22 protein-coding genes, 1 tRNA gene, 1 pseudogene and 1 riboswitch are annotated in these 20,599 nt (G+C 56.7%); of the genes and pseudogenes, 13 read left to right on the forward strand and 11 right to left on the reverse strand.

Translation table 11 applies throughout. The features are described from left to right. The 7 genes and pseudogenes from FURADRAFT_RS15535 to FURADRAFT_RS20230 form a co-directional block, all read left to right on the forward strand. A pseudogene (locus FURADRAFT_RS15535) lies at positions 1 to 387 on the forward strand (transposase); the annotation flags it as partial. Between the two features lie 130 nt (positions 388 to 517). Next, positions 518 to 796 carry a hypothetical protein gene (locus tag FURADRAFT_RS15540; RefSeq protein ID WP_008955104.1) on the forward strand — a complete coding sequence of 93 codons (279 nt, stop codon included), beginning with the start codon at positions 518 to 520 and terminating at the stop codon, positions 794 to 796. Then, on the forward strand, positions 793 to 1,692 hold the full coding sequence (locus tag FURADRAFT_RS15545; protein ID WP_008955105.1) for a hypothetical protein: 900 nt from the start codon (positions 793 to 795) through the stop codon (positions 1,690 to 1,692). The genes FURADRAFT_RS15540 and FURADRAFT_RS15545 overlap by 4 nt, the downstream gene beginning before the upstream one ends. A 12-nt stretch (positions 1,693 to 1,704) precedes the next feature. Next, entirely contained in the window at positions 1,705 to 2,013 is a 309-nt protein-coding gene (locus tag FURADRAFT_RS20225) for a hypothetical protein (RefSeq protein WP_008955106.1), read from the forward strand. Beyond that, on the forward strand, positions 2,010 to 2,405 hold the full coding sequence (locus tag FURADRAFT_RS20620; RefSeq protein ID WP_150105090.1) for a hypothetical protein: 396 nt from the start codon (positions 2,010 to 2,012) through the stop codon (positions 2,403 to 2,405). Before FURADRAFT_RS20225 ends, FURADRAFT_RS20620 begins: the two co-directional genes overlap by 4 nt. Next, positions 2,402 to 2,572: a hypothetical protein gene (locus tag FURADRAFT_RS20830; RefSeq protein ID WP_008955107.1), complete on the forward strand. Its 171-nt coding sequence runs from the start codon at positions 2,402 to 2,404 to the stop codon at positions 2,570 to 2,572. Before FURADRAFT_RS20620 ends, FURADRAFT_RS20830 begins: the two co-directional genes overlap by 4 nt. Before the next feature lie 118 nt (positions 2,573 to 2,690). Beyond that, positions 2,691 to 3,185: a hypothetical protein gene (locus FURADRAFT_RS20230; protein ID WP_008955109.1), complete on the forward strand. Its 495-nt coding sequence runs from the start codon at positions 2,691 to 2,693 to the stop codon at positions 3,183 to 3,185. Positions 3,186 to 3,623: 438 nt separating this feature from the next. On the opposite strand, the gene FURADRAFT_RS20235 is transcribed toward FURADRAFT_RS20230, so the two are convergent. After that, positions 3,624 to 4,274, reverse strand: coding sequence for a class I SAM-dependent methyltransferase (locus FURADRAFT_RS20235; protein ID WP_008955111.1), 651 nt, complete (start codon positions 4,272 to 4,274; stop codon positions 3,624 to 3,626). A 996-nt stretch (positions 4,275 to 5,270) separates the two neighbouring features. On the opposite strand from FURADRAFT_RS20235, the gene FURADRAFT_RS15560 reads away from it, so the two are divergent. Further along, positions 5,271 to 5,849, forward strand: coding sequence for a LysE family translocator (locus FURADRAFT_RS15560; RefSeq protein ID WP_008955113.1), 579 nt, complete (start codon positions 5,271 to 5,273; stop codon positions 5,847 to 5,849). An 11-nt stretch (positions 5,850 to 5,860) separates the two neighbouring features. Here the strand turns inward: FURADRAFT_RS15560 and FURADRAFT_RS15565 are convergent, their stop codons facing one another. From FURADRAFT_RS15565 to phaR, 5 genes are all read right to left on the reverse strand, one after another. Next, positions 5,861 to 6,685, reverse strand: a complete 825-nt coding sequence (locus tag FURADRAFT_RS15565) for an AraC family transcriptional regulator (protein ID WP_008955114.1) — start codon at positions 6,683 to 6,685, stop codon at positions 5,861 to 5,863. A gap of 55 nt (positions 6,686 to 6,740) precedes the next feature. Continuing rightward, positions 6,741 to 9,251 carry an EAL domain-containing protein gene (locus FURADRAFT_RS15570; protein ID WP_008955115.1) on the reverse strand — a complete coding sequence of 837 codons (2,511 nt, stop codon included), beginning with the start codon at positions 9,249 to 9,251 and terminating at the stop codon, positions 6,741 to 6,743. 178 nt (positions 9,252 to 9,429) lie between these two features. Beyond that, on the reverse strand, positions 9,430 to 10,542 hold the full coding sequence (rimO, locus tag FURADRAFT_RS15575; RefSeq protein ID WP_008955116.1) for a 30S ribosomal protein S12 methylthiotransferase RimO: 1,113 nt from the start codon (positions 10,540 to 10,542) through the stop codon (positions 9,430 to 9,432). Between the two features lie 3 nt (positions 10,543 to 10,545). Continuing rightward, entirely contained in the window at positions 10,546 to 10,746 is a 201-nt protein-coding gene (locus FURADRAFT_RS21380; RefSeq protein ID WP_008955117.1) for a 2-methylthioadenine synthetase, read from the reverse strand. A 116-nt stretch (positions 10,747 to 10,862) separates the two neighbouring features. Next, the gene (gene phaR, locus FURADRAFT_RS15580; protein ID WP_008955118.1) at positions 10,863 to 11,429 is read right to left on the reverse strand and encodes a polyhydroxyalkanoate synthesis repressor PhaR; all 567 of its coding nucleotides are present in this window, start codon (positions 11,427 to 11,429) and stop codon (positions 10,863 to 10,865) included. 177 nt (positions 11,430 to 11,606) lie between these two features. Here phaR and FURADRAFT_RS15585 point away from each other — a divergent pair, with 177 nt between their 5' ends. Beyond that, positions 11,607 to 12,170 carry a phasin family protein gene (locus FURADRAFT_RS15585; protein WP_008955119.1) on the forward strand — a complete coding sequence of 188 codons (564 nt, stop codon included), beginning with the start codon at positions 11,607 to 11,609 and terminating at the stop codon, positions 12,168 to 12,170. 165 nt (positions 12,171 to 12,335) lie between these two features. Continuing rightward, positions 12,336 to 13,466 carry a M14 family metallopeptidase gene (locus tag FURADRAFT_RS15590; RefSeq protein ID WP_008955120.1) on the forward strand — a complete coding sequence of 377 codons (1,131 nt, stop codon included), beginning with the start codon at positions 12,336 to 12,338 and terminating at the stop codon, positions 13,464 to 13,466. 63 nt (positions 13,467 to 13,529) lie between these two features. Here FURADRAFT_RS15590 and FURADRAFT_RS21115 read toward each other — a convergent pair whose 3' ends face one another. From FURADRAFT_RS21115 to ygfZ, 4 genes are all read right to left on the reverse strand, one after another. Next, positions 13,530 to 14,636, reverse strand: a complete 1,107-nt coding sequence (locus FURADRAFT_RS21115) for a hypothetical protein (RefSeq protein ID WP_008955121.1) — start codon at positions 14,634 to 14,636, stop codon at positions 13,530 to 13,532. 88 nt (positions 14,637 to 14,724) lie between these two features. Beyond that, entirely contained in the window at positions 14,725 to 15,237 is a 513-nt protein-coding gene (locus FURADRAFT_RS21120; protein WP_008955122.1) for a hypothetical protein, read from the reverse strand. Between the two features lie 186 nt (positions 15,238 to 15,423). Beyond that, entirely contained in the window at positions 15,424 to 15,729 is a 306-nt protein-coding gene (locus FURADRAFT_RS15605; protein ID WP_008955123.1) for an H-NS histone family protein, read from the reverse strand. A gap of 98 nt (positions 15,730 to 15,827) precedes the next feature. Next, positions 15,828 to 16,805: a CAF17-like 4Fe-4S cluster assembly/insertion protein YgfZ gene (gene ygfZ, locus FURADRAFT_RS15610; protein WP_008955124.1), complete on the reverse strand. Its 978-nt coding sequence runs from the start codon at positions 16,803 to 16,805 to the stop codon at positions 15,828 to 15,830. Between the two features lie 194 nt (positions 16,806 to 16,999). Here ygfZ and FURADRAFT_RS15615 point away from each other — a divergent pair. From FURADRAFT_RS15615 to FURADRAFT_RS15625, 3 genes are all read left to right on the forward strand, one after another. Continuing rightward, positions 17,000 to 17,075, forward strand: a tRNA-Asn gene (locus FURADRAFT_RS15615). 295 nt (positions 17,076 to 17,370) lie between these two features. Beyond that, on the forward strand, positions 17,371 to 17,835 hold the full coding sequence (gene mscL, locus FURADRAFT_RS15620; RefSeq protein WP_008955125.1) for a large-conductance mechanosensitive channel protein MscL: 465 nt from the start codon (positions 17,371 to 17,373) through the stop codon (positions 17,833 to 17,835). A gap of 82 nt (positions 17,836 to 17,917) precedes the next feature. Continuing rightward, positions 17,918 to 18,093, forward strand: a riboswitch (yybP-ykoY riboswitch). 9 nt (positions 18,094 to 18,102) lie between these two features. Next, positions 18,103 to 18,666 (forward strand): TMEM165/GDT1 family protein, encoded by a 564-nt coding sequence (locus tag FURADRAFT_RS15625; protein ID WP_008955126.1) that lies wholly within the window; start codon positions 18,103 to 18,105, stop codon positions 18,664 to 18,666. Positions 18,667 to 18,714: 48 nt separating this feature from the next. Here the strand turns inward: FURADRAFT_RS15625 and FURADRAFT_RS15630 are convergent, their stop codons facing one another. Beyond that, positions 18,715 to 20,520 (reverse strand): methyl-accepting chemotaxis protein, encoded by a 1,806-nt coding sequence (locus FURADRAFT_RS15630; RefSeq protein WP_008955127.1) that lies wholly within the window; start codon positions 20,518 to 20,520, stop codon positions 18,715 to 18,717. Between the last annotated feature and the right edge of the window lie 79 nt (positions 20,521 to 20,599).

Raw genomic sequence — 20,599 nt, forward strand, 5'->3', positions numbered from 1 at the left:
AAACTGACACGGGCAGTACGCACGATAGCCAGCATTCGACAACGTCTTTAATACTGGCAATACAAGCGGGATGTTCTACGCCGACCGAGGCTATCCGTCCGAAGCCCGTGAAGCTCAGCTTGCACGGGACGGGATTCCGGAACCGGGATTCAGCGCAAGGGACACGCCAACAAGCCGCTGTCCGAGTGCCAGCAGCAGCGCAACCGCCGCATCGCCAAGGTGCGTGCCCGCGTCGAGCACGTGTTCGCCGTGATCGATCAGATGGGCGGCAAGTTGGTCCGCACAATTGGCCAAGCGCGCGCGAACTTTGCGCTGACGATGATGGCGACCTGTTACAACCTGAAGCGCTTGGTGTTCCTCCGAAAGGCCGGAATCGTGGCCTTCTGAGCCCTCGAATGGGCTGGATCGCTGCTTTGAGCGGCGATCCGTTGAAGAAAACGAAGCGAACGTCACCGCTGGCATCATGCTGCGGCTGGGTTTACTGAAAATCTCGGGTTATTCGAGGTGCCCGCAAATCATGAAAGACCTCACCTTGTTCGCCGCCCTCGACGCCATCGTGCAATTGGCCAACGCCCCCTCAGCATGGACCGGCACCGAGGTCGAGCTGATCGACGCCATCCTTGCCATCACCGGTGCGGAACTCCCTCCGGGGCGACGGGAATGGCTGATCGAGCAACTGGACACCACCGAAGCGCAAGACATCCTGTACCGGCGCGGGGTGATGTTTCTTTTCGGCACACATGACAGTCGGGTGTCGGTTGGACCCGGTGTATCGCTTGGATCGGAGGGGAAATGATGGGCGATCTAATTCCTTTTGAGAGTGGCGGTGAACTCGCCCCATTGTCCGCGCCTGATCTACAACCCGCTGACGCTTGGCAGGTGCCTGCCCCCGATTTCATCACCGAACACCAATATTCCGAAGGCACCCCCACTTTCTTCGGGGTGCCGCTCGATGGTGCTTCGATGCAGCAAGCGGAACACGCTGTCAGCCAAATGGCGACGGTTTTCGAAAGGGACATGGCGCAGTACAGGTTTGATGGCTGGCTGGTGGACGCCGCCATAAATTGGTTTAAATCAAATGCCTTGCTGCCAATTGGCCCAACAAGTCCGAATCATAATTACCGGCTGCATGGCTTCCGCTTTCCGGCATCGGATCGTGATGCCGTTAATTCATTTCTCAATCACATGGCGCGTGTGAATGCACCGCAAAGATTCGTGCAGGCCTGCTTGTGGTGGATTAATCAACTCGGACAGCAGCAACAAACCCAGCAACACCAGCAACACCAACATGCAGCCACTCTCGACGACCTGACCGATGCCGAATTTGCAATCGTCCAAAAACGTGCCGAGCGTGACCTGGAAAACGGCAAAGCCATTTTGCGACAAAAATGGGGGAGTCAATACACGCAGCGCATGAAAGTTGTTCAAGCCCACATCGCCAATCTGCCAGCGGTGCAGCGGGAATTTCTCGAAACAGCGGTTTGTCAGGGCGGGATGCTATTGGCCAATGCGCCCGAAACCATTGAACGCCTGTACGCCGAAGCAATCAATAAATCAATAAACCCCGGCAATCTGGCGGGTGAAATCGCTGCCATCGAACAGGTAATGAAAACTGATCGCAAGCGCTATAACAGCGACGTTGTTTTGCAGGAAAGACTCAGGGCGCTGTATTCGATGCGCGACGGTAATTAGGAGGAAATGGAAATGGCTTACTCTTCAACAAATCCGGTTCGGAAGCTGATCGATTTCGGCATTACGTCTGCCGGTAGTTTTTGGGCATATGAAAGCACGCACGCTCACGCCGCCGTCGAGGCCGCTGGCTTCTTTTCCGGCTGTGCCTTTGGCAGTCCGGGCAATAACGCCGTGGGAATGCGCGTGGGCGATCTGCTCGTGAATATTAACCAATCGACTGCCGGTACATCGGCAATCACGCTGCATCGGGTGACTTCGATTTCCACGTCTACGGGATTCGGCAGTGCGCTGAATGTGACCGTGTCGGCGGCATCGTCATGATTACCAAGCTCGACTTGATCGCTCGGAAGTTAGGACTTCAGGGTGAAGGTGGCCCACGGCCAGCGCCAGCCCCGGCGCGCCAAGCGCCCAAGCTGGCGGCACTGGTGCGAGAGCTGAACGCCGTGCCAGCACCACGCCCGGCACCTACGCCAGCGCCCGCCCGGCCCAAGCCACGGCTCACCAGCATTGCGCTGAAGCGCAATGCGGATGGGCGGATCGCCGCCGTTTCCATCACCGCCAGCAACGGCGCTCGGCATCACCTCGTAGCCCAGCGCGATCAGCTTGGCCGGATTAATGCCTTCGTCACCGACGACCGAACCACATGGCGGGTGCAGCGTGGCTTTAACGGCGAACCAACAGGGGTGGTGCCGATTGAGGAGCACGACAAATGAAAAGTCTGATTAGCGGCGAAGCAGACGCTGAGCTGCTCGGCTTTGTGGTGGACGCGCTGCAAGACGCCGACCTACCGCCCGAGGGCGTGTTGATCACGGTGAAGTACGGCGCACCGGGTGAATTTCCGACGTTCGAAGTGCGCCCGCTAGGGGGGGATATGAAATGAAACGCCTGATCCCGACCACCGCCACCCCATGGCACCCGCGCCGCCCTGCACGTCCAGCCGCCATGGCACCGAAGCCGCTGCCGCCGCTGGTGCAGGCACTGCTGTCGAGGACCGGGTGATGTCACGACCACCGGGGTTGCCCAAGACGGGCGGACGTAAACCCGGTTCGCCCAACAGGAACCAGCTGACCGAAGACATGCGGAAGTCTATCGTCGCCGTTTTCAAGAAGATGGGCGGCACCCGGTGGCTGCTCGATTGGGCGAAGGAGAACGAAACCGAGTTCGTGCGGCTGGTGCTGTCGCGGGTGCTGCCAGCGGCACCACGCGACGACTCGCCGAACTTGGTTATCAACACCGGCCCACAGGTCAATGTCGATGAATTGAGCGATCTTCAGGCTGCCAGTCGCATCGCATTTGCCCTTCAGACCTTCGCCGCCGAGCGACTGGAGCCACAGCTCATCGAGGGCGAACATGTGAAGCCAGCGCCAGCCGAGCCGACACCAACCCCAGCGCCAGCACCACAAGCCCCCGAGCCAGCGTCAGAGGCTGAGCGAGAAGTCGCCCACTTCGGCAGCGGTGCCGAGCAGGGCGTCAAGCGGCGGAACCTGCTGTAAGTCGAACAGGTCGAGCTGCACAGGTTGGCCTAGGTCGAGTTCAAGCTGGGGAGTGAAGTCTACGACTTCTAGGTGGGTGTCCATGATGCAGTTCCTTAGCTGAATTTCTCAAGCGCCCGCAAAGAGCAAATCGGCGCTTCACCAATTATAGAAGAAACCCCAGCGTCGGTTATTCAGAATTAAAACCATAACAAATAGGCTCGATCGGAATGACTGCTTCCCTCCGCTGCGAGGGTCGGCAGCCGCGCCAAAGAAGTTAGAAGCACATTGTCTAACAATATTGTGCCCAATCAAAGCAGTCTTCTTCGTCATCAGCTCTGAGCGCCGCTTAGAACCAACTCCAGCCATTTCCCTTACACTGTTTCCTGCTAGCCAATCGTAGTTATCTGCGAGACATTCATGCACAGGTTGAGAATGGAAAAAAACCGTTCAAATTGCTTAATCAGATGTCTTAACCAAATAAAATTGGTATGAGGGCAGTCCGTGCACAATCTTTATTTTGTCGTAAAAAATATTTGAAAATGCATCAATTGCCATTTTAGGAATTTTTAGCGGTGTATTATGCATTTCATAACCGAAATTCCACAAATAATCGTCAAATACCATTAGCCCACCCACTTTGAGTAGTGGGAATGAAAGGACTGCATCGGTTAGAACATCAGCCGCAGTATGTGATCCATCAACATAGACTAGGTCAAATGCATTATGTAGATTTTGGGAGATCAGATTGGCACATCCCATCAAAGAAGTCATCTTGAGCTTTGACAGGTGGATGTCATTTGCTACTTTGCTGGAAGCAATCTGAACATTGTGATCAAATCGACGTTCAACAGCTCCCATGTCATGGTCGAAGGCAACATGTTCGTCACTTCCTCCCCATGTATCAATGCAGACCAAATTGACAGAATTTTTTGCCCCACACTGTTCAATCATGAAACAGGTTGAGTTACCTTCATAGGACCCAATTTCTAAAATAGATTGGTAGCTCCCCGATTTTAAGAGCGCAGTCCACACACTCCGCAGATCTACCTCTACCCCCCGCTCATACACATTACCGCCAAACCAGTCATTGGTGAATTGATATTCCATTTGATAACCTTATAAAGATAGGGCTGCATTGCTCAACATGAGTAATCCACAACAAAGTATACTTTTTTGCGCATGGATGCGTAAGGAAAGCAGGGACCGATAGAAAACAGTTAGGACATTCATGTATTGGCGATGTCCATTGCTGGCCGATAGTGGTCATGCTATCACAATGGCATGAGCGTCCGCTTTGGCCGAACTAGAGGCTGCTGGTGGATGTGCTTCGAACCACTGCTATGGGTCGAAAGTAAGTATTCCTCATGTCAGAAAGCCGACATTGGGCTTCGCGGCATGGAGGATGACGAGTATGTAGCCCTGAACTGACATACAGGGCTGGTGGGATGGAAGACAGCTATGGCCGAGTTGTTCACGTAGGCCAAACGGCAGCTTACAGGGTCAAGCAGCCAATCCAATGGCACGCATCCAGATTTGCCAACCGGCAGATTGTGGCCGCTAGCAGCTATTGTATAGCATTGTCATTATCGCCCGCTGTGTTCCAGAGTGGAGTCAGTCAGAGGAGGAGCCAAGCCAGCCGGTGCGCTACCGTATCGGCGGGCGGGTGTACTACGAGGCAGGATGTCGAGGCGTGGATCAAGGCGCAGCGGCGCAAGGGTGCCTGATCAGTGTCTACAGCGCGCATGTGGCCGACACCATCAGGACCGTGAGAAGGAACTTGAACTTGTGACGCGGAGTAGTACGGCTTTGCCCTATGCCCTACAATGTGCGACAGAGCATTCGTGGCTGAAAGACAACACCCACGATAGGCAGGCTCCCTGATGTAACCCCGGTGTTGCCCCGGCCTGCGTAACCCCAATCTGCCATACCGCTGTAAGCCCCGCCAGATAAGGGTTTCGGCCCTAACCCTTACCCTGTTGAACTCAGATCGAGCATCCCGGTTTTTTTGCGCCATAGGTGACGGCAAGCAGGGTAATTTTCTTCAATACGGCCCGATGCGGGCCCCCTATCCTCGACCGGGTGTTCCCCACTCACGAGGTCATCATGCAAGTTCTACTCTCCATGGCCGCCTTCGCGCTCGCCGCCTCCATCTCGCCCGGACCGGTCAATATCGTTGCTCTCGGCAGCGGAGCCAGTCACGGCTTCACGGCCAGTCTGCGCCATGTCAGCGGCGCGACCGTCGGCTTTACCGTGCTCCTGTTGCTGACGGGGCTGGGGCTGAACGAATTGCTGGCCGGCTGGCCCGCCGCAAGCCGACTCCTGCAATGGGGCGGGATCGCCTTCCTGCTATACCTGGCCTGGAAACTGGCCAGCGACAACGGGGAACTGGGCCAGAACCAGCAACGCTGCCCCTCCTTCCGTCACGGCGCCATCATGCAGTGGCTGAACCCGAAAGCCTGGCTGGCTGCCCTAGCCGGGATGGGAGCCTACGCCAGCGACGGCAACCACTCACTGATCTGGCAGTTTGCCGCCATCTACTTCGTCATCTGCTACCTGTCGATCGCCTGCTGGGCCTACGCCGGGGCCCGGCTGCAACACCTGCTGCGCCACCCTGCACGCATGCGCCTGTTCAACCGCCTGCTGGCCCTACTGCTGGCCGGGAGCACGCTGTATCTGTTGTAGACACCCCCTGCTTAGCGCCGCGCCTGGCAATACTGTCCGGGCGTGGCGGCCACCAGCCGTTTGAAAACACGCTGAAAATGCGCCTGATCGGCGAAACCCAATGACTGGGCCACATCGACAATCCGATGACCTCTTCGCAGCAGCGTCTTGCCACGTTGAATGCGACAGTTCAGCAGATACTCGTGCGGCGTCATGTGATAACGCTGGCGAAAAGCGCGGATCAGGTAGGAAGAAGACAAGGAGGCTGCGGAACAGATGTCCTGCAAACTCAGTTCCGCCGCATAATGGTCATTGATATAGTCCGCTGCCTGTTGCAGCCTGTCATGGGGCTCGCTCTCGCTGCGGCCCGCCGGCTGCAAGATGGACTGCACCGAACTGAAGAACTCCACCGCCTCGCCCTGCTTCTGCAACGCCGTGGATGCGCCATCACGACAGAGCGCCACCAGCCTCCCCAGCCGGCGATACAGTCGGGCATCCTGGCTCAGCCGAGACTGGAAGGGATGGAAATCCTGATTGGCACTCAGGCCCAACTCCCTTTGCAAGTCTGCCAGCCAGACGGTATCCACGTACAGCATGTGATAGGACCACGGCTGGTCCGCAATGGGATTGCAGGCATGCACCTCGCCCGGGTTCATCAACACCACATCGCCACGGCCCACGGCATGGCTTGCCTGTTCATTCAGGTACGTGCTACATCCGCCGGTGATGGCGCCAATGGAAAAATGCTCGTGCGAGTGGCGCGCATAGCACACCTGGCGACCATCCTGGATGGTGCGCAACTCCAGAAAAGGCAGCGCCGGGTCGCGCCAGAACAAGGGCTTGGCATCGGAACTCATGCCAACATGATAGCACGCTACATCCCGCTCAAATCCAACCCAGCGGTATCAGGCTTCAGCCCCCCGCCAGGTATTCCCTCTCCAGCAAAGCCTCGAACTCCGCCGCCGGCAACGGTCGGCTGAACAGGTAGCCCTGGCCCGTGCCACAGCCCTGCTCCACCAGGTAACGCCGTTGCTCGTCCAGTTCCACCCCCTCCGCCACCAGCCCCAGTCCCAGACTGCGCGCGATGGAAATGATCGCCTGCGTGATTGCCGCATCGTCCCGGTTCTGATGCAGGTCGGCGACGAACGACTGGTCGATCTTCAGCCCATGCACCGGCAGGCGCTTGAGGTAAGACAGAGAGGAATACCCCGTACCGAAGTCGTCGATGGACAGGTACACGCCCAGCTCGTGCAGCCGGCGCAGCACCTCGACCATGCCGCTATCCTCGTCCATCGCCACGCTCTCGGTAATTTCCAGCTCGAGCGCAGAGCTGGGCAGGCCACACTCCTCCAGCGTGCGCTCGACCAGCTCGACCACGCCGGCGAACTTGAGTTGGCGTCCGGACACGTTGACCGCCACGCGCCCGCCAAACAGCCTGCGCTCACGCCACTCCCGCACCTGCCTGCAGGCGGTCTTCAGCACCCATTCACCGATCGGCACGATCAGCGAGCTGTCCTCGGCAATCGGAATGAAACGCGCCGGCGACACCAGCCCCAGTTCGGGATGGCGCCAGCGGATCAGCGCCTCGGCACCGTCCAGCCGACCGGTCGCCAGTTCGACCTTGGGCTGGTACCAGACCTCCAGCTCATCCTGGGCCAGCGCCTTGTGCAGACTGTATTCCAGCCGCAAGCGCTCCAGCGCACTGGCATTCATGTCTGGGGTATAGAACTGGAAATTGCTCTTGCCGCGCTCCTTGGCACGGTACATCGCCGTATCGGCGTTGACCAGCAAGACGTCCGCGCTGGCCCCGTCCTCAGGGAACATGCTGATGCCGATGCTGGCCGACACGAATACCTCCTGCCCGGCCACCACGGTTTCGCCGGCAATCGCGTCCAGCACGCTCTGGGCACGGCTCGCCACCTGCTGCACGCTGTCCACGGCCGGCATCAGCAAGGTGAACTCGTCGCCGGAGAGACGCGCCACCATCGCCAGCGGCGGCGCTACCTTCCTCATTTCCTCGGCGATCCACACCAGCAACTCGTCACCGGCATGGTGCCCCAGGGTATCGTTGACCAGCTTGAAACGGTCCAGGTCGATAAACAACAACGCCATGCGCTGTCCGAACTCGCGCGCCTGCTCCACCCCCGCCTCCAGCCGCTCCAGGAACAGGGTGCGGTTTGGCAGCCCGGTCAGCGCGTCATGGTTGGCGAGAAAGTGCAACCGCTCCTCGGCTTGCTTGCGCTGGGTAATGTCGGAGAACACCGCGACGTAATGGGCATACTCGCCGTTGTCGCCGCGAATGCCGGTAATGCTCAGATGCTCGGTATAGAGCAGACCGTTCTTGCGCCGGTTGATCACCTCCCCCTGCCATACACCGTCACGCTTCAGGCTGTGCCACAGATGCTCGTAAAACTCCGGCGGCTGCTTGCCCGACTTCAGCAAGGCAGGCGTCTTGCCGATACTCTCTTGGGCCGAGTAACCGGTGATGCGCTCGAAAGCCGGGTTGACCGACTGAATGATGCCGGCTCCGTCGGTGATGGCAATCCCCTCAAGCGTGGACTCGAACACCTTGTCCGCCAGCAGCAGGCTCTGCCGCGACAGCAGCAAGGCCTGGTCGCGCTCGTTGAGCGCCCCCTGCAGCTCTAGCAGGCACTCGTGCTCGATGTTGTGGAGAATATCGCCGAAGCCCAGGATGAATTTGAGCCCGCCGTCCGCCCCGCACACCCCCAAGTGGCGGATCTTGTGCTGCAACATCAGGCGACGGGCATGCAGCAGGCTGGTGTTTTCGGCCATGGTCAACATCGGCCGCGAGCACACCGCCCCCAATGCATGCTCGCACTCGCCCTGCGCCAGCAAGCGCACCACGTCGCGCCGGGTCAGGATGCCCAGTTCACCATCGGCGAAGCACACCCCGACAGCATCCACCGCCCCCTGCCGCATCACCTTCACCGCATCCTTCAGCCCGAGCTCGGCCCCCAGCAGGCAGGCCGGCCGGCACCCCAGCTCCTCCAGCCGCTTCAGCCCGAGAAACGACTCCGTCCCCTGGTTGAGCACGATATCGGTCAGGGACAGTAGGCCAAGATAGCGGCCATCCCGTTCCACCAGGGCATGGCGGATGCCATGGCGGCGGAAAAACCCGGTCGCATCATGAATCGACGTACCGCTCTGGAGCGTACGCACCGGGGAACTCATCACCTTCGCCACCGGAGTGCCATCCGCCCCGGTCGCCACCGAAAAATCCAGATTCAGCGCATCAGTCTCGGTCCAGATTCCGAGGGCGGTTCCCGCCTCGTCCATCACGATGATGGAACCGCAGTGAGACTCCATCATCAGGCGGGCAGCCTCGTAGACCGAGGTGGTTGGTGGGCAACTCAGTATCTCGGGGAGCAGGATGTGATCGACGGGTTGAAGCAACGGCGACATGTCTGGCTGATCCTAAACATTCGTTGACTAATACCTCGTCGAATATACAGGCATTCCATAACAGCGCGACTTGATGCCAAATGCTTTCTGCGCATTCCCTGATATAAATCAGTCCCCACCATGAAAAAAGCGCCACCGCAAATGCGGGGGCGCCCATCCGCTCATGCCGTGGCGCGCGTTACACCCGCTCTGCCCACAGATCATGCTCATCCGAGGCGGCGATCTCCACCTCGACGAAATCCCCCACCTGCAGGCCATCGGCATCGGCCACGAACACCATGCCATCGATCTCGGGGGCATCGGCATAGCTGCGGCAGACCGCCCCTTGCTCATCGATCTCGTCGACCAGCACCGTCATGCGCTGACCGACTCGGCGCGCCAGACGGGCGGCACTGATCTCAGCCTGCACCTCCATGAAGCGCTCCTTGCGGACCTCCTTCACCTCCTCCGGCACGGGATCAGGCAAATCGTTGGCGGCGGCGCCCGCCACCGGAGAATAGGTGAAACAGCCCACGCGATCGAGCATGGCTTCACGCAGCAACGCCAGCAGCTCCTCGAACTCCTCCTCGGTCTCGCCGGGGAAGCCAACGATGAAGGTGCTGCGGATCACCAGATCCGGGCAGATCTCGCGCCACTTCTTGATACGCGCCAGTACGTTCTCGCTGTTGGCGGGCCGCTTCATCAGTTTGAGGATGCGCTGGCTGGCGTGCTGAAACGGGATATCGAGGTAAGGCAGTATCTTGCCGTCGCGCATCAGCGGAATGACTTCGTCGACGTGCGGATACGGGTAGACATAATGCAGACGCACCCAGATACCGTGCCGCCCCAATTCCTCGCACAGCTCCGTCATGCGGGTACGCACCGGTCGACCGTTGTGGAAGCCCGTCTTGTATTTGACGTCGACACCGTAGGCACTGGTGTCCTGCGAAATCACCAGCAGTTCCTTGACGCCGGACTTCGCCAGATTCTCCGCCTCGCTTAGCACGTCATGAATTGGGCGGGAATCCAGATCGCCCCTCATTGACGGAATGATGCAAGAGGTGCAGCGGTGATTACAGCCCTCGGAAATCTTCAGATAGGCGTAATGCTTCGGCGTGAGCTTGATGCCTGCCGTCGGCACCAAGTCGACGAACGGGCCGCGCGGTTTGGGCAAGTGGGCATGCACATGCCCCATCACTTCGTCGGTGGCGTGCGGGCCGGTCACCGCCAGCACAGAAGGATGCACGTCACGTACCACCTCCCCTTTCGCCCACAGGCAACCCGTCACGCTGACCTTGCCGTTTTCCGTCAAGGCCTAGCCGATCGCATCCAACGACTCGGCAACGGCCGAATCGATGAAGCCACAGGTATTGACCACGACCAGGTCGGCGTCATCGTAGGAAGGGGAGATATCGTAGCCTTCAGCGCGAAGGCGGGTAAGAATCTGCTCGGAATCAACCAAGGCCTTGGGACAGCCGAGCGAGACGAAGCCGACTTTGGGTGCGGAGTGGGCCATACGTTAGTAAGACCCTGAATCTTATTGAAAGAACAGAGAAAGCCGGGGTCACGTGAACGACACCCGGCTGACAACATGCTGATTCCATAAGAAAAACGGCGATATCGGCGAACCGATCAGGACTTGCCTTCTTTGTCCTTGTCGGCAGGCGGATAGGCGGGAAAGCCAAAGCCTGTGAACAGCTGCTTGGTCTGTTCCTGCATACGGTTCTGCATTTCCAGATACATGCCGGTGCTCTGCTCCAGATAGCTCGACATCATGTTCTGCATGGCCGGGCCCTGCATCTTCATGAACTCGCCCCACAGGTTGGCGTTGAACATGGCGTTATCGCCATACATCGCCCGCGTCTGTTCCTGCATCTTTTGCTGCAGCTGCGTAAAGAGCTGCAGATTTTTCTCCAGGAACGGCCCCATCATGCCCTGCATGGCCTGCCCGTAGAAACGGATAAACTGCGTCAGCACCTCGTAACTGAACATCGGGGCGCCACCGTTTTCCTCTTCAAAAATGATCTGAAGCAGTACGCTGCGGGTAATGTCATCCTGGGTCTTGGCGTCAACCACCTGGATGTCGATATTGTCATGAACCAGCTGCTTAACGTCCCCCAAGGTAATGTAAGAACTCGTCGCCGTGTCGTATAACCGGCGATTCGGATACTTTTTAATGACCCGCTTCTCAACACTCATGTAACACTCCCAGTTCATTGTCGTGGTGTTGTGTGCGAACAATTTATCATAAATGCAACAACATAGAGCAAATCTTCTAGCCACTGCATTGAGCAGCATGCTAAATTTTGCGAGTATATTGTGCATTGCACAACGCAGTTCACACCGTACAACACACCACGGAGAGGGTCATAAACCATGTTCACTACCAACGAGCAGTTCAGTAAGTTTTCGCTGGGCGGCGTCGAAACCGCGCTACGTTTCGCCCAGATTTCGCTGGATAGCACCGAAAAGCTGGTGAAATTCAACCTCGAAGTTTCCAAACAGTCTCTCGAAGACAACATCAAGGTCGCCCAAGACCTCGCTGGCGCCAAAGACCCACAAGAAGCCGTCGCCCGCATCAACAAGCTGGCTACCGAATCGGTAGAGCAAGCGGTCACCAACTCCCGCAATGTCTACGAAATCGTCACCCAGGCTCAAGGCGAACTGGCCAAGCTGGCTGAAGAAAACCTGGGCACCCTGAACAAGTCGCTGATCAACGTCATCGAAGACATCGCCAAGAACGCTCCGGCCGGTTCCGAAGTCACGGTCAACGCCGTCAAAACCTCGGTTGCCGCCGCCGCAGCAGCTATCAACAGCTTCACCAAGGCAGCACAGCAAGTAAACGAATTTGCCGAAACCAGCGTGAAGGCTGCCAGCAGCGCCACCGCTGACGCCGTCAAGGCCACCACCAAGCGCGCCAGCAGCACCAGCGCGTCCTGATCGCTGACCTCAGCGGCAAAAGGCCATACCTGCACGGGTATGGCCTTTTTCATTGTTGCACGCTCAGACACCCTGCCCGCCTCATTCGCCACACATCAGGTGCCCAATTTCCCACACGGGTTTACAATTCGGCTTTTACGAGCCCACATAGAAACAGGGTAGCGCATGAAGATCAGTAGCAATTTTGACGCCGGCAGTATCGAAGTTGTCTCGATGAACGGCTTTGAAGACATCCAGCTTCGCATTCCGAACGATAATGCCTCGCACTTTGCCCAGTGGTTCTACTTCCGCCTGCAAGGGGCCGCGTACCAAACCTGCAACCTGCGCTTCCTGAATGCGTCCGAGTGCGCCTACCCCGAAGGCTGGGTCGACTATCACGCCATGGCATCGTACGATCGCATCAACTGGTTTCGGGTGCCGACCAGCTACGATGGCAGCGTACTGACCATCGAGCACGTACCGCTGGCCAACAGCGTTTATTACGCCTACTTCGAACCTTACTCTTACGACCAGCATCTGAACCTCATCGGACAGGCACAAGGCTCCGGCCTCTGCCAGGTCTCCGACCTGGGCTCGACCGTGCAGGGGCGGGACATCAACCTGCTGACCATCGGCCATGAAGTCGAATCCGACCTCAAGATTTGGATCACGGCACGCCAGCACCCCGGCGAGACGATGGCGGAATGGTTTGTCGAAGGCTTCCTCAACCGCCTGCTCGACCCGATCGACCCGACATCCCGCATGCTGCTCGACCACGCCACCTTCTACGTGGTGCCGAACATGAATCCCGACGGTTCCGTCCTGGGAAATCTGCGCACCAACGCAGCCGGCTCCAACCTGAACCGCGAATGGCTGAATCCCTCGAAGGAAACCAGCCCGGAAGTCTTCGTCGTGCGTCAGAAAATGCTCGAGACCGGCGTCGATCTGTTCCTCGACATCCATGGCGACGAGAACATTCCCTTCGTCTTTGTCGCCGGGACCGAAGGCGTACCCAGCTACAATGATCGCATCCGTGCCCTGGAAGAAACCTTCAAGCACCACCTGAAACTCGCCTCTCCCGACTTCCAGGACGAACACGGCTACGAAAAAAGCACTCCCGGCAGTGCCGATCTTTCCTGGGCCACCAACTGGGTCGGCAACCAGTTCCAATGCCTCGCCTACACGCTCGAGATGCCGTTCAAGGACAACGCCAACCTGCCGGACGACGATTACGGCTGGAACGGCCAACGCAGCCAGCGGCTGGGCGAAGCCGCACTCACCCCCATTTACGCGGTAATCAACAAGCTGCGCGCCTGAACGATCTGGCCCCCAAGCAAAACGGCCGCTAAGCGGCCGTTTTGCTTGGGGGCGGTACATCGCTCACGGCGCGGCCGATGGCATTCCCTCCAGTGCCTTTACCAACTCGATTTCGACCAAATACCAGTCGCGCCCCTTTTCCAGCACCTTTCCCAAGGCAATCTGGAAGAACTTGCCTCTGGCACTCATGTAATACTGTTTGCCCAACATGTACGAGGCAACCGGCACAATGAGCGTATTGATGCTGCGCTCATTCCGAGTCAAGGGAACAAACAGGGCGATTACCCCTCCCTGCCAAACATGCTCCGGCATGGTCCGCGGGTCCACCGCCTTGACATCCATCCCCCTCAGCGCAGCCGCCACCGGGCGATCGGTCAGGGTTTCGATCCCGAGAAAGATCTTCTCGCGATGCAGCCGGCGGATACGCCGCACAATACCCACGCTCCAAGCGGCCCCCTCGCCTTCCTTGTAACCCAGCAACTCCCCCAGACTGACCCATTCATTCCCGACCGCATCCAGCGAAACCCCCAGCCCGGTCTGACTGATGTTTTCAATTTCCCACTGGTTGAAAACCTCCTTGGCCAAAGGGGTTTCCTCAGGCCGCACAGAAACCGCCGGGAGTGCCTTATCCTTACGCCGGCTGGTGACAAAACCATAAACCCGCAGATCAGACGCCGAACTGAAGTTGTCTTGAGGCAGCGCCGCGGCCGTCTGCAGTTTCTGTTCATCGGGCTGGCGAATCAGACGATGCAAGGTCCCAAGCCGATGCACCACCTCGATCTTACGGTCACTGACGGCAACCCGCTCGGCGCGTTGAATGCGAACAGGCTTGGCCGCCCACGCGCGACACAATACACGGAAAAGAGCCGCATCCACACCAGGCTCGGCAAGACGGGCCAGTTCTGTCGGCATATGCCCTGTTTCAAGCACCGCCAGCCAGCCATGCAGTATTTCGCTAACCTCGGCCGTGCTCCAATAACGGTAAAATCCAGAGCCGAACGTTCCCATGCAACGCGAGGCAGGATGCCCTTCATCCAGCACCACGGCAAAACTAAGGTCGGGGGAAAACTCGCGAACCAAGGCCATCCGGTTCGAGATCAGCCGCAGTAATTCGTAGGAAAAATTGAGCTGCCGTGGGGTCAAGTTACCACTGGAAAGCAAGGCCAGCATCTGCAGGATGAGAAACTGATCCTGTACGGTCGTACCCTCGTCATGCTCGCCGAAAAGGAATACCGGGGCCGACTCCAGCCCTCGCTCCTCAGCAAAGCGGTAGACGTGATTGACGTTCCGCCAGAAACTTTCCCCAGGAGAGACGCCCTTGAAAGAACGACCATCTGGCTGCCTCGCAGAAATAATGCATCATGCGTGCCAGCACCAAGGGCAGCATGGCATAGATACGGCGCTCATCCTCACCAGAAAAGGACGGACTCAGGACCTGTCGGTAAGCATCGAGAAATTCGCGGCCATACCCCAGAATCTGTCCCCGTAACTGCGCTTCCAGAACCTTGGGCATTCTGATGTTCATCAGGTACTGAATACCCAATTGGTAATGAAACTGGGCCGTTTCCCGGTTAAGCGCCAAGACGGCCTCTAGCGTATCTGCAGACGACACCGCGCCATTGCGATTAAGCTCAGCGACAGCTTCCAACACCTTGTCGTGGGATGCGGAACCGTACTCCTGCTTCAGCGATTCAACCCATTCCTTGGCAGAAGTTGCATTGCTTAGCGGATCGATCTTCTTCTTTGAGCCGCGCAAGAAAAAATCCAACATGGTGCCGCCTGTCTTAATAACTTTTTATAGATAACACAACAATTTACGCACAAATCATGCCATCCCGGCATCTTCACAGTATCCGCAGGATCGCTCCCAACATGCAAGCGGCACTGGCAAGTAAAACGAAAAAAGCATCCTCCCAGGGATGCTTTTTTTTTGATCCTGACTGAAGAACCGTAATCGTCAGATCGCCAGATCCTCGAGGTTCTTGCCGGCGGCGAGCAGTTCCTGTACCCACAGGGGTTTGCGGCCACGACCAGTCCAGGTCAGCTCAGGGTTTTGCGGGTGGCAGTACTTGGCTTCCACCGGCTTGCGCGCCGGACCCACTTTGCCCAGCACCTCTTCCACGCTCAACCCGTACGCACGAGCAAGTTCCACAATCTGTTTTTTAGCTTTGGCTTTTTCTTCGTGCTCACGCCGCTTAATCTCGTTTTCCAGATCGCTTTTGAGGGAAAGCAGATCAGCAAAGCTCAGATTGGAAAGTTCCATTTAGTCATCTCGCTAGTTTGAAAATATATTTCAATTTAGTCATAACCCAAGGATGTGGTCAAGTCTAATTTGAAAATCATCAACTCGGTGATTCCGGCTTAGTCGATAACATAAGGCAGACCGAGATCCTTAAGGACATTTTTATATTCCTTTTCTAGAAAGAGGCCTGTTTCCCAACCTGCGAGCTGAGCCACAGCAAGAGCTACTAGCGCACCATGCTGGTCACATCCAGTGTTTACGATCATGCCTATAGCTTGATCGCCCGTTGCAGGGCTATACAAGGGATCCCCGGGACTCGCTTTCACCGGCAATTCGACGCGGAACAGGCGTCTTTTTACCTTTCCAAGATACTGAGTTCTGGCAACAATTTCCTGGCCAGGGTAGCAGCCTTTCTTAAAGCTAATTCCACCCAGCACATCCATATTGATCATTTGGGGAACAAACTGCTCCTGGGTAGGTCTCGTGACCCACGGGACGCCTGCAGCAATATCCAAAAGCGACCATGCCTCAACCCCTACCTGTCGGCATGCTTGCTCAAGACGGCTTTTAATGGATCCAGAAGCAGATGCATCATAGGACAGCAGCAGATTACCTGCAGGCAAACGGATTATTGCTCCTGACTCGTTGGCGATCACATCGTGCGGCTGCGCTGGTACCTCAGTAAAAACATCCTTCAACACTGCCTCAGCCCCCCCCCCCTTTACCCCGGCCAGGAGCCACGGCTCGGCCAGCACCTCAAGCTTCACTTCGGAGCGCAGTACAAACATGCTCAGGCGGCGGCACAACGCCGTGGCAATATCGGCCGAAACAAGCAAGAAATAATCGCCACGAAATTGCCAAATCAGAAAGTTCCCCAAAACCCTACCCTTGGCATTGGAATAACTACTGTACTGGCTGCGCGACTCGGAGACCTCGCGCAAGTCGCTCGACAACTGCCCCTGGAGAAAGCTTTGTGCATCACGGCCACTTACCCGAATAATGGAAAAATGTGCCATAGAACACTGAGCATTGCCATTACACACGGCTTCAAGCTGCTGCTCGAAATCGTCAGCTACATCTGCACTTAATCCACTCATCACATTCCCTTCCGTTTCTGATTCCTGTTGAGACGGATCGATTCATCAACCGTCGGCGCCTCAAATCCATGAACTCTGTAGCATGATAGATTGGGTCCTCGCGTCACTTATCAAGCATTGGCACCACCGTTGAGCACCATGCAATTCAGACTTGACAAGCGATAATTAAGCATATAATATACGCCTCCATCAATTCCCTGATAGCTCAGCTGGTAGAGCGACGGACTGTTAATCCGCAGGTCGCAGGTTCGAGCCCTGCTCGGGGAGCCAATTCAGAAAAGCCGCACATTCCTTGTGCGGCTTTTTGTCTTTCTTGCAACCAACACCAAGCCACGCCACCTGCGTATCCCCTGCCAAGCACGCAATATAAGGTCGCCGCAGCCCCTACCCATGTTGTTGCAGTAACGCTATATTCCCCCATGCCAGTACATCTGAATGGCATGCAATGCATGCCAATACCCATAGATCATGTCCTTGCCCTCACCCAGGCGATATCCACTATAGTTGATTACAGCCACTATTTAGCACTTAATACCAAACCATAAACCCACCACCGGAGCCAACCATGCGCCTTATCCAAGAATTTAAAGAATTTGCAATGAGAGGTAACGTCATTGACCTTGCCATTGGCGTGGTTATTGGCGGCGCATTTGGAGCCATCGTCAAATCCCTCGTTGACGACGTCATCATGCCTCCCATCGGGCTGATTCTGGGCAACGTCGATTTCTCCAATTTCTTTTTCGTACTGAAAGAAGGCAGCAAACAAGCCGGGCCCTATGTCTCAGTGGCCGCAGCCAAGTCGGCAGGGGCCATTACTCTCAACATCGGCTTATTTATCAATGCACTGGTCAGCTTCGGCATCGTCGCCTTCGCCATTTTCATGCTGGTCAAATCGATCAACCGCCTCAAAAAGGAAGAAGTTCCCGCTGCGGCCGAGCCAGCCCCTGTCAAAGACTGCCCTTATTGCTTCTCCAGCATTCCCAGCAAAGCCTCGCGCTGCCCGCACTGCACTTCCCAACTAGGCGCCTAGAGACAGATACCCAATACGTTCCACCAAGCGAGCGGGGCATACCCCCCCCCTCATTTGCGGACCAAGCGTGGTTGACGTAAAATCGGCCCAGTTCTGGGGGAGTAGCCTCAATGCGCCAACGCATTGGCGCGTGCCAACATACTTGGTTTTAACACCATGGCACGCGCGGCCGTAAAGGTTTGGCAAGACCCATGACAGGTTTGCACTTTCAGCAGGGGCTGCAGTGCAGATCGGTCATGGCGTTCTTCGCAGCCCCTTGGAGCCTTTATGGAAGCCCTGCTTCTCTCTACGGGTGTCGTCTCCCTCGCCGAAATCGGCGATAAAACCCAGCTTCTCGCCCTCCTGCTCGCGGCCCGCTACCGCAAACCCATACCCATCATCCTGGGCATCTTGATTGCAACACTTTTTAACCATGCTGCAGCCGCCATGCTCGGCCAGTGGATCACCAACCATGTCGGTATGGAGGTAATGCGCTGGATTCTGAGCGCCTCCTTCATCGGCATGGCAGCCTGGATAATGATCCCGGATAAAATCGATGGAAACACCCGCTTTTTTGAACGGATCGGAATTTTCGGCGCCACCTTCATTGCCTTCTTCCTCGCAGAAATGGGCGACAAGACCCAGATTGCCACCGTCGCGCTGGCCGCCCGTTTCGATGCATTGGCCAGTGTGGTGGCGGGTACCACGATAGGGATGTTGCTAGCCAATGTGCCCGCAGTCCTCTTTGGCGATATGGTTGCACGCAAAATTCCAACACGTGCAGTGCATGGTGCGGCAGCCATTCTGTTTGCCGCTCTGGGCATCATAACGCTGCTACTCCCGCTGCAATAACAAGAAAGGGAGGCTTAGCCTCCCTTTTTGGCGGGTTTTAAGATTGCTTTAGCAATTCGTGGCCGACAGCATGTCGTTAGGATCGAAACCCAACCGCAACGCCCCCCAGTGCCGCCCTTGCACCATCACCGGCAGGGCAATTTCGGATAGCACCTCACCTGTATCGCGGACATAAGTCTGCAGCAGCATCGGCTGCGTATTTCGGGCAGAGCGTAAGCCCGCCTTATCGTTGAACATTCGCTTGTCGCGGCTCGCGACCAAGTCTTTTTCAGGGTCACCCGTCAACGGACGAGAATAGAAGCTATTGTGCGTTGGAGCATAGCCGTTGCTGTCCACCATCACGCAGAAGCGACCACCTTTGGAATCCTGGACAGCACGGTCATAAATGGGCTGCAACAGAGACTCCAGCTTATTATCGTAGCTGGTATGGTATTTGGGTGGGGTAACCCCTGGAATGGGGCGATACTGCTGATCGAACAGATTGACCCCGTCACCAGCCAAGCGGCTCAATACCGTCTGCAATTCATCCCGGGTTTGCCGGGCGTTGTTCAGCGCCTTATCAAACACGCCCTCGCCAATGATGAAGCGCGAGACCAGGTCCTGCACCTGCTCGGCGGCACTCGAGAGCACATCAGCCACCCCCTCGGTGTGCAGCAGGCGCTCTGACACGTTCTGACTTAACTCGTGAATCTGTGCCACATGCAGATTCACTTCACGATTGGTTTCTGCAAATGTTTCCATCGTGTCGGCAATGCCGCGCAGGCTACCTGCAGTCTGCTCGAAGTCGCCCATCATCCTGCCGAACTGCTGAGAGGCTTTCGACACTACTTCTCTGGCCAATTGGGTATCGCTGCTGATTTCGTTGGTTTCCGCCTGCGTTTCCGCCACCAGACTGAGCATGCCGTCAATATTCCCGGAAATCTCGTCGGTTGCTGTTTTCACTCTTTCGGCCAACTTGCGCACTTCATCAGCAACCACGGCGAATCCGCGGCCGGATTCGCCGGCACGGGCAGCCTCGATTGCGGCATTGAGCGCCAGCAGATTGGTCTGGTCGGAAATTTCCTTGATAAGCTCAACGATAGTCTTGATGCTGGCCGAGCGCTGGCTCAAATACTCGACAGTCTGATTGAAATGGCCAACCTTGGTACTAATGTCGTAGATACGATCAGCCACCGACTTCAGCTCATCAAAAGACACCCGGGCAACGTCAAGATTGCTGAGTGTCGTAGAGGAAATAGCCTGGGTCTGCTCGGTGACTTGATTGATGCCCGAGGTAGTCTGGTTGCTGGCGTCGCAGACCTTGGTGGCAAAATCGTCTTGCTGGCGGGCGCTTTCCAGCGATTCGTGGATATTCTTGCGGGTCCGGGCTGAATCCATGGCGATCCTGACCGTCATCAGCCTGACGTTACTGATGATTTCTCTCATCTTGGTCAGAAACCGATTGTAGGATATGGAAAGCTCGCGGATTTCGTCGTAGGTGATAGTCGGAATTTCCCGCGACAAATCCCCCTCTCCCGCACCGATTTCGTTGAAGATCGAAATAGTCATTTTCAGGGGCCGGACGATCAGATAGCGCAGGTACCAGACCATGAAAGCAATAAAGACTAGGCAGATGCCCCACAAGATCAGGGTCCACAAAATGGCACTGTCGATACGCGCTTCCACCAGCGTCAGAATCTCGGCGGAAACCGTATGGCTCTTGTGAATGGCCCGGATATCCTCAAGGACAGAGTAGATATAGCCCACCATCCCCAACTGAAAGGCACTGATAAAGAAGAAGCTGCACAGCTTCTTGGTCAGGCTGTTCCAGAACGTTTTTTCCGTCCAAGAGTACATACTCCAGAACCACTCCATCTGCTGTCTCCCAAGTAATGTGCCACTGGCCTTTATTTTTTCTTTAAAAGCTGAAGTCGATTCTCACCTGAAATGAGAA

The organism is Pseudogulbenkiania ferrooxidans 2002 (assembly GCF_000174355.1).
Lineage (GTDB): Bacteria > Pseudomonadota > Gammaproteobacteria > Burkholderiales > Chromobacteriaceae > Pseudogulbenkiania > Pseudogulbenkiania ferrooxidans.

Coding starts and splice junctions, on each gene's coding strand:
- FURADRAFT_RS20230 (WP_008955109.1), top strand. CDS start 2,691: ATGTCACGACCACCGGGGTTGCCCAAGACGGGCGGACGTAAACCCGGT.
- FURADRAFT_RS20225 (WP_008955106.1), top strand. CDS start 1,705: ATGGCTTACTCTTCAACAAATCCGGTTCGGAAGCTGATCGATTTCGGC.
- FURADRAFT_RS20235 (WP_008955111.1), bottom strand. CDS start 4,274: ATGGAATATCAATTCACCAATGACTGGTTTGGCGGTAATGTGTATGAG.
- FURADRAFT_RS21115 (WP_008955121.1), bottom strand. CDS start 14,636: ATGCTGGCCTTGCTTTCCAGTGGTAACTTGACCCCACGGCAGCTCAAT.
- FURADRAFT_RS20620 (WP_150105090.1), top strand. CDS start 2,010: ATGATTACCAAGCTCGACTTGATCGCTCGGAAGTTAGGACTTCAGGGT.
- mscL (WP_008955125.1), top strand. CDS start 17,371: ATGCGCCTTATCCAAGAATTTAAAGAATTTGCAATGAGAGGTAACGTC.
- ygfZ (WP_008955124.1), bottom strand. CDS start 16,805: ATGAGTGGATTAAGTGCAGATGTAGCTGACGATTTCGAGCAGCAGCTT.
- FURADRAFT_RS21120 (WP_008955122.1), bottom strand. CDS start 15,237: ATGTTGGATTTTTTCTTGCGCGGCTCAAAGAAGAAGATCGATCCGCTA.
- FURADRAFT_RS20830 (WP_008955107.1), top strand. CDS start 2,402: ATGAAAAGTCTGATTAGCGGCGAAGCAGACGCTGAGCTGCTCGGCTTT.
- FURADRAFT_RS15565 (WP_008955114.1), bottom strand. CDS start 6,685: ATGAGTTCCGATGCCAAGCCCTTGTTCTGGCGCGACCCGGCGCTGCCT.
- FURADRAFT_RS15625 (WP_008955126.1), top strand. CDS start 18,103: ATGGAAGCCCTGCTTCTCTCTACGGGTGTCGTCTCCCTCGCCGAAATC.
- FURADRAFT_RS15605 (WP_008955123.1), bottom strand. CDS start 15,729: ATGGAACTTTCCAATCTGAGCTTTGCTGATCTGCTTTCCCTCAAAAGC.
- FURADRAFT_RS15585 (WP_008955119.1), top strand. CDS start 11,607: ATGTTCACTACCAACGAGCAGTTCAGTAAGTTTTCGCTGGGCGGCGTC.
- FURADRAFT_RS21380 (WP_008955117.1), bottom strand. CDS start 10,746: ATGGCCCACTCCGCACCCAAAGTCGGCTTCGTCTCGCTCGGCTGTCCC.
- FURADRAFT_RS15540 (WP_008955104.1), top strand. CDS start 518: ATGAAAGACCTCACCTTGTTCGCCGCCCTCGACGCCATCGTGCAATTG.
- FURADRAFT_RS15570 (WP_008955115.1), bottom strand. CDS start 9,251: ATGTCGCCGTTGCTTCAACCCGTCGATCACATCCTGCTCCCCGAGATA.
- FURADRAFT_RS15545 (WP_008955105.1), top strand. CDS start 793: ATGATGGGCGATCTAATTCCTTTTGAGAGTGGCGGTGAACTCGCCCCA.
- FURADRAFT_RS15630 (WP_008955127.1), bottom strand. CDS start 20,520: ATGGAGTGGTTCTGGAGTATGTACTCTTGGACGGAAAAAACGTTCTGG.
- FURADRAFT_RS15590 (WP_008955120.1), top strand. CDS start 12,336: ATGAAGATCAGTAGCAATTTTGACGCCGGCAGTATCGAAGTTGTCTCG.
- phaR (WP_008955118.1), bottom strand. CDS start 11,429: ATGAGTGTTGAGAAGCGGGTCATTAAAAAGTATCCGAATCGCCGGTTA.
- FURADRAFT_RS15560 (WP_008955113.1), top strand. CDS start 5,271: ATGCAAGTTCTACTCTCCATGGCCGCCTTCGCGCTCGCCGCCTCCATC.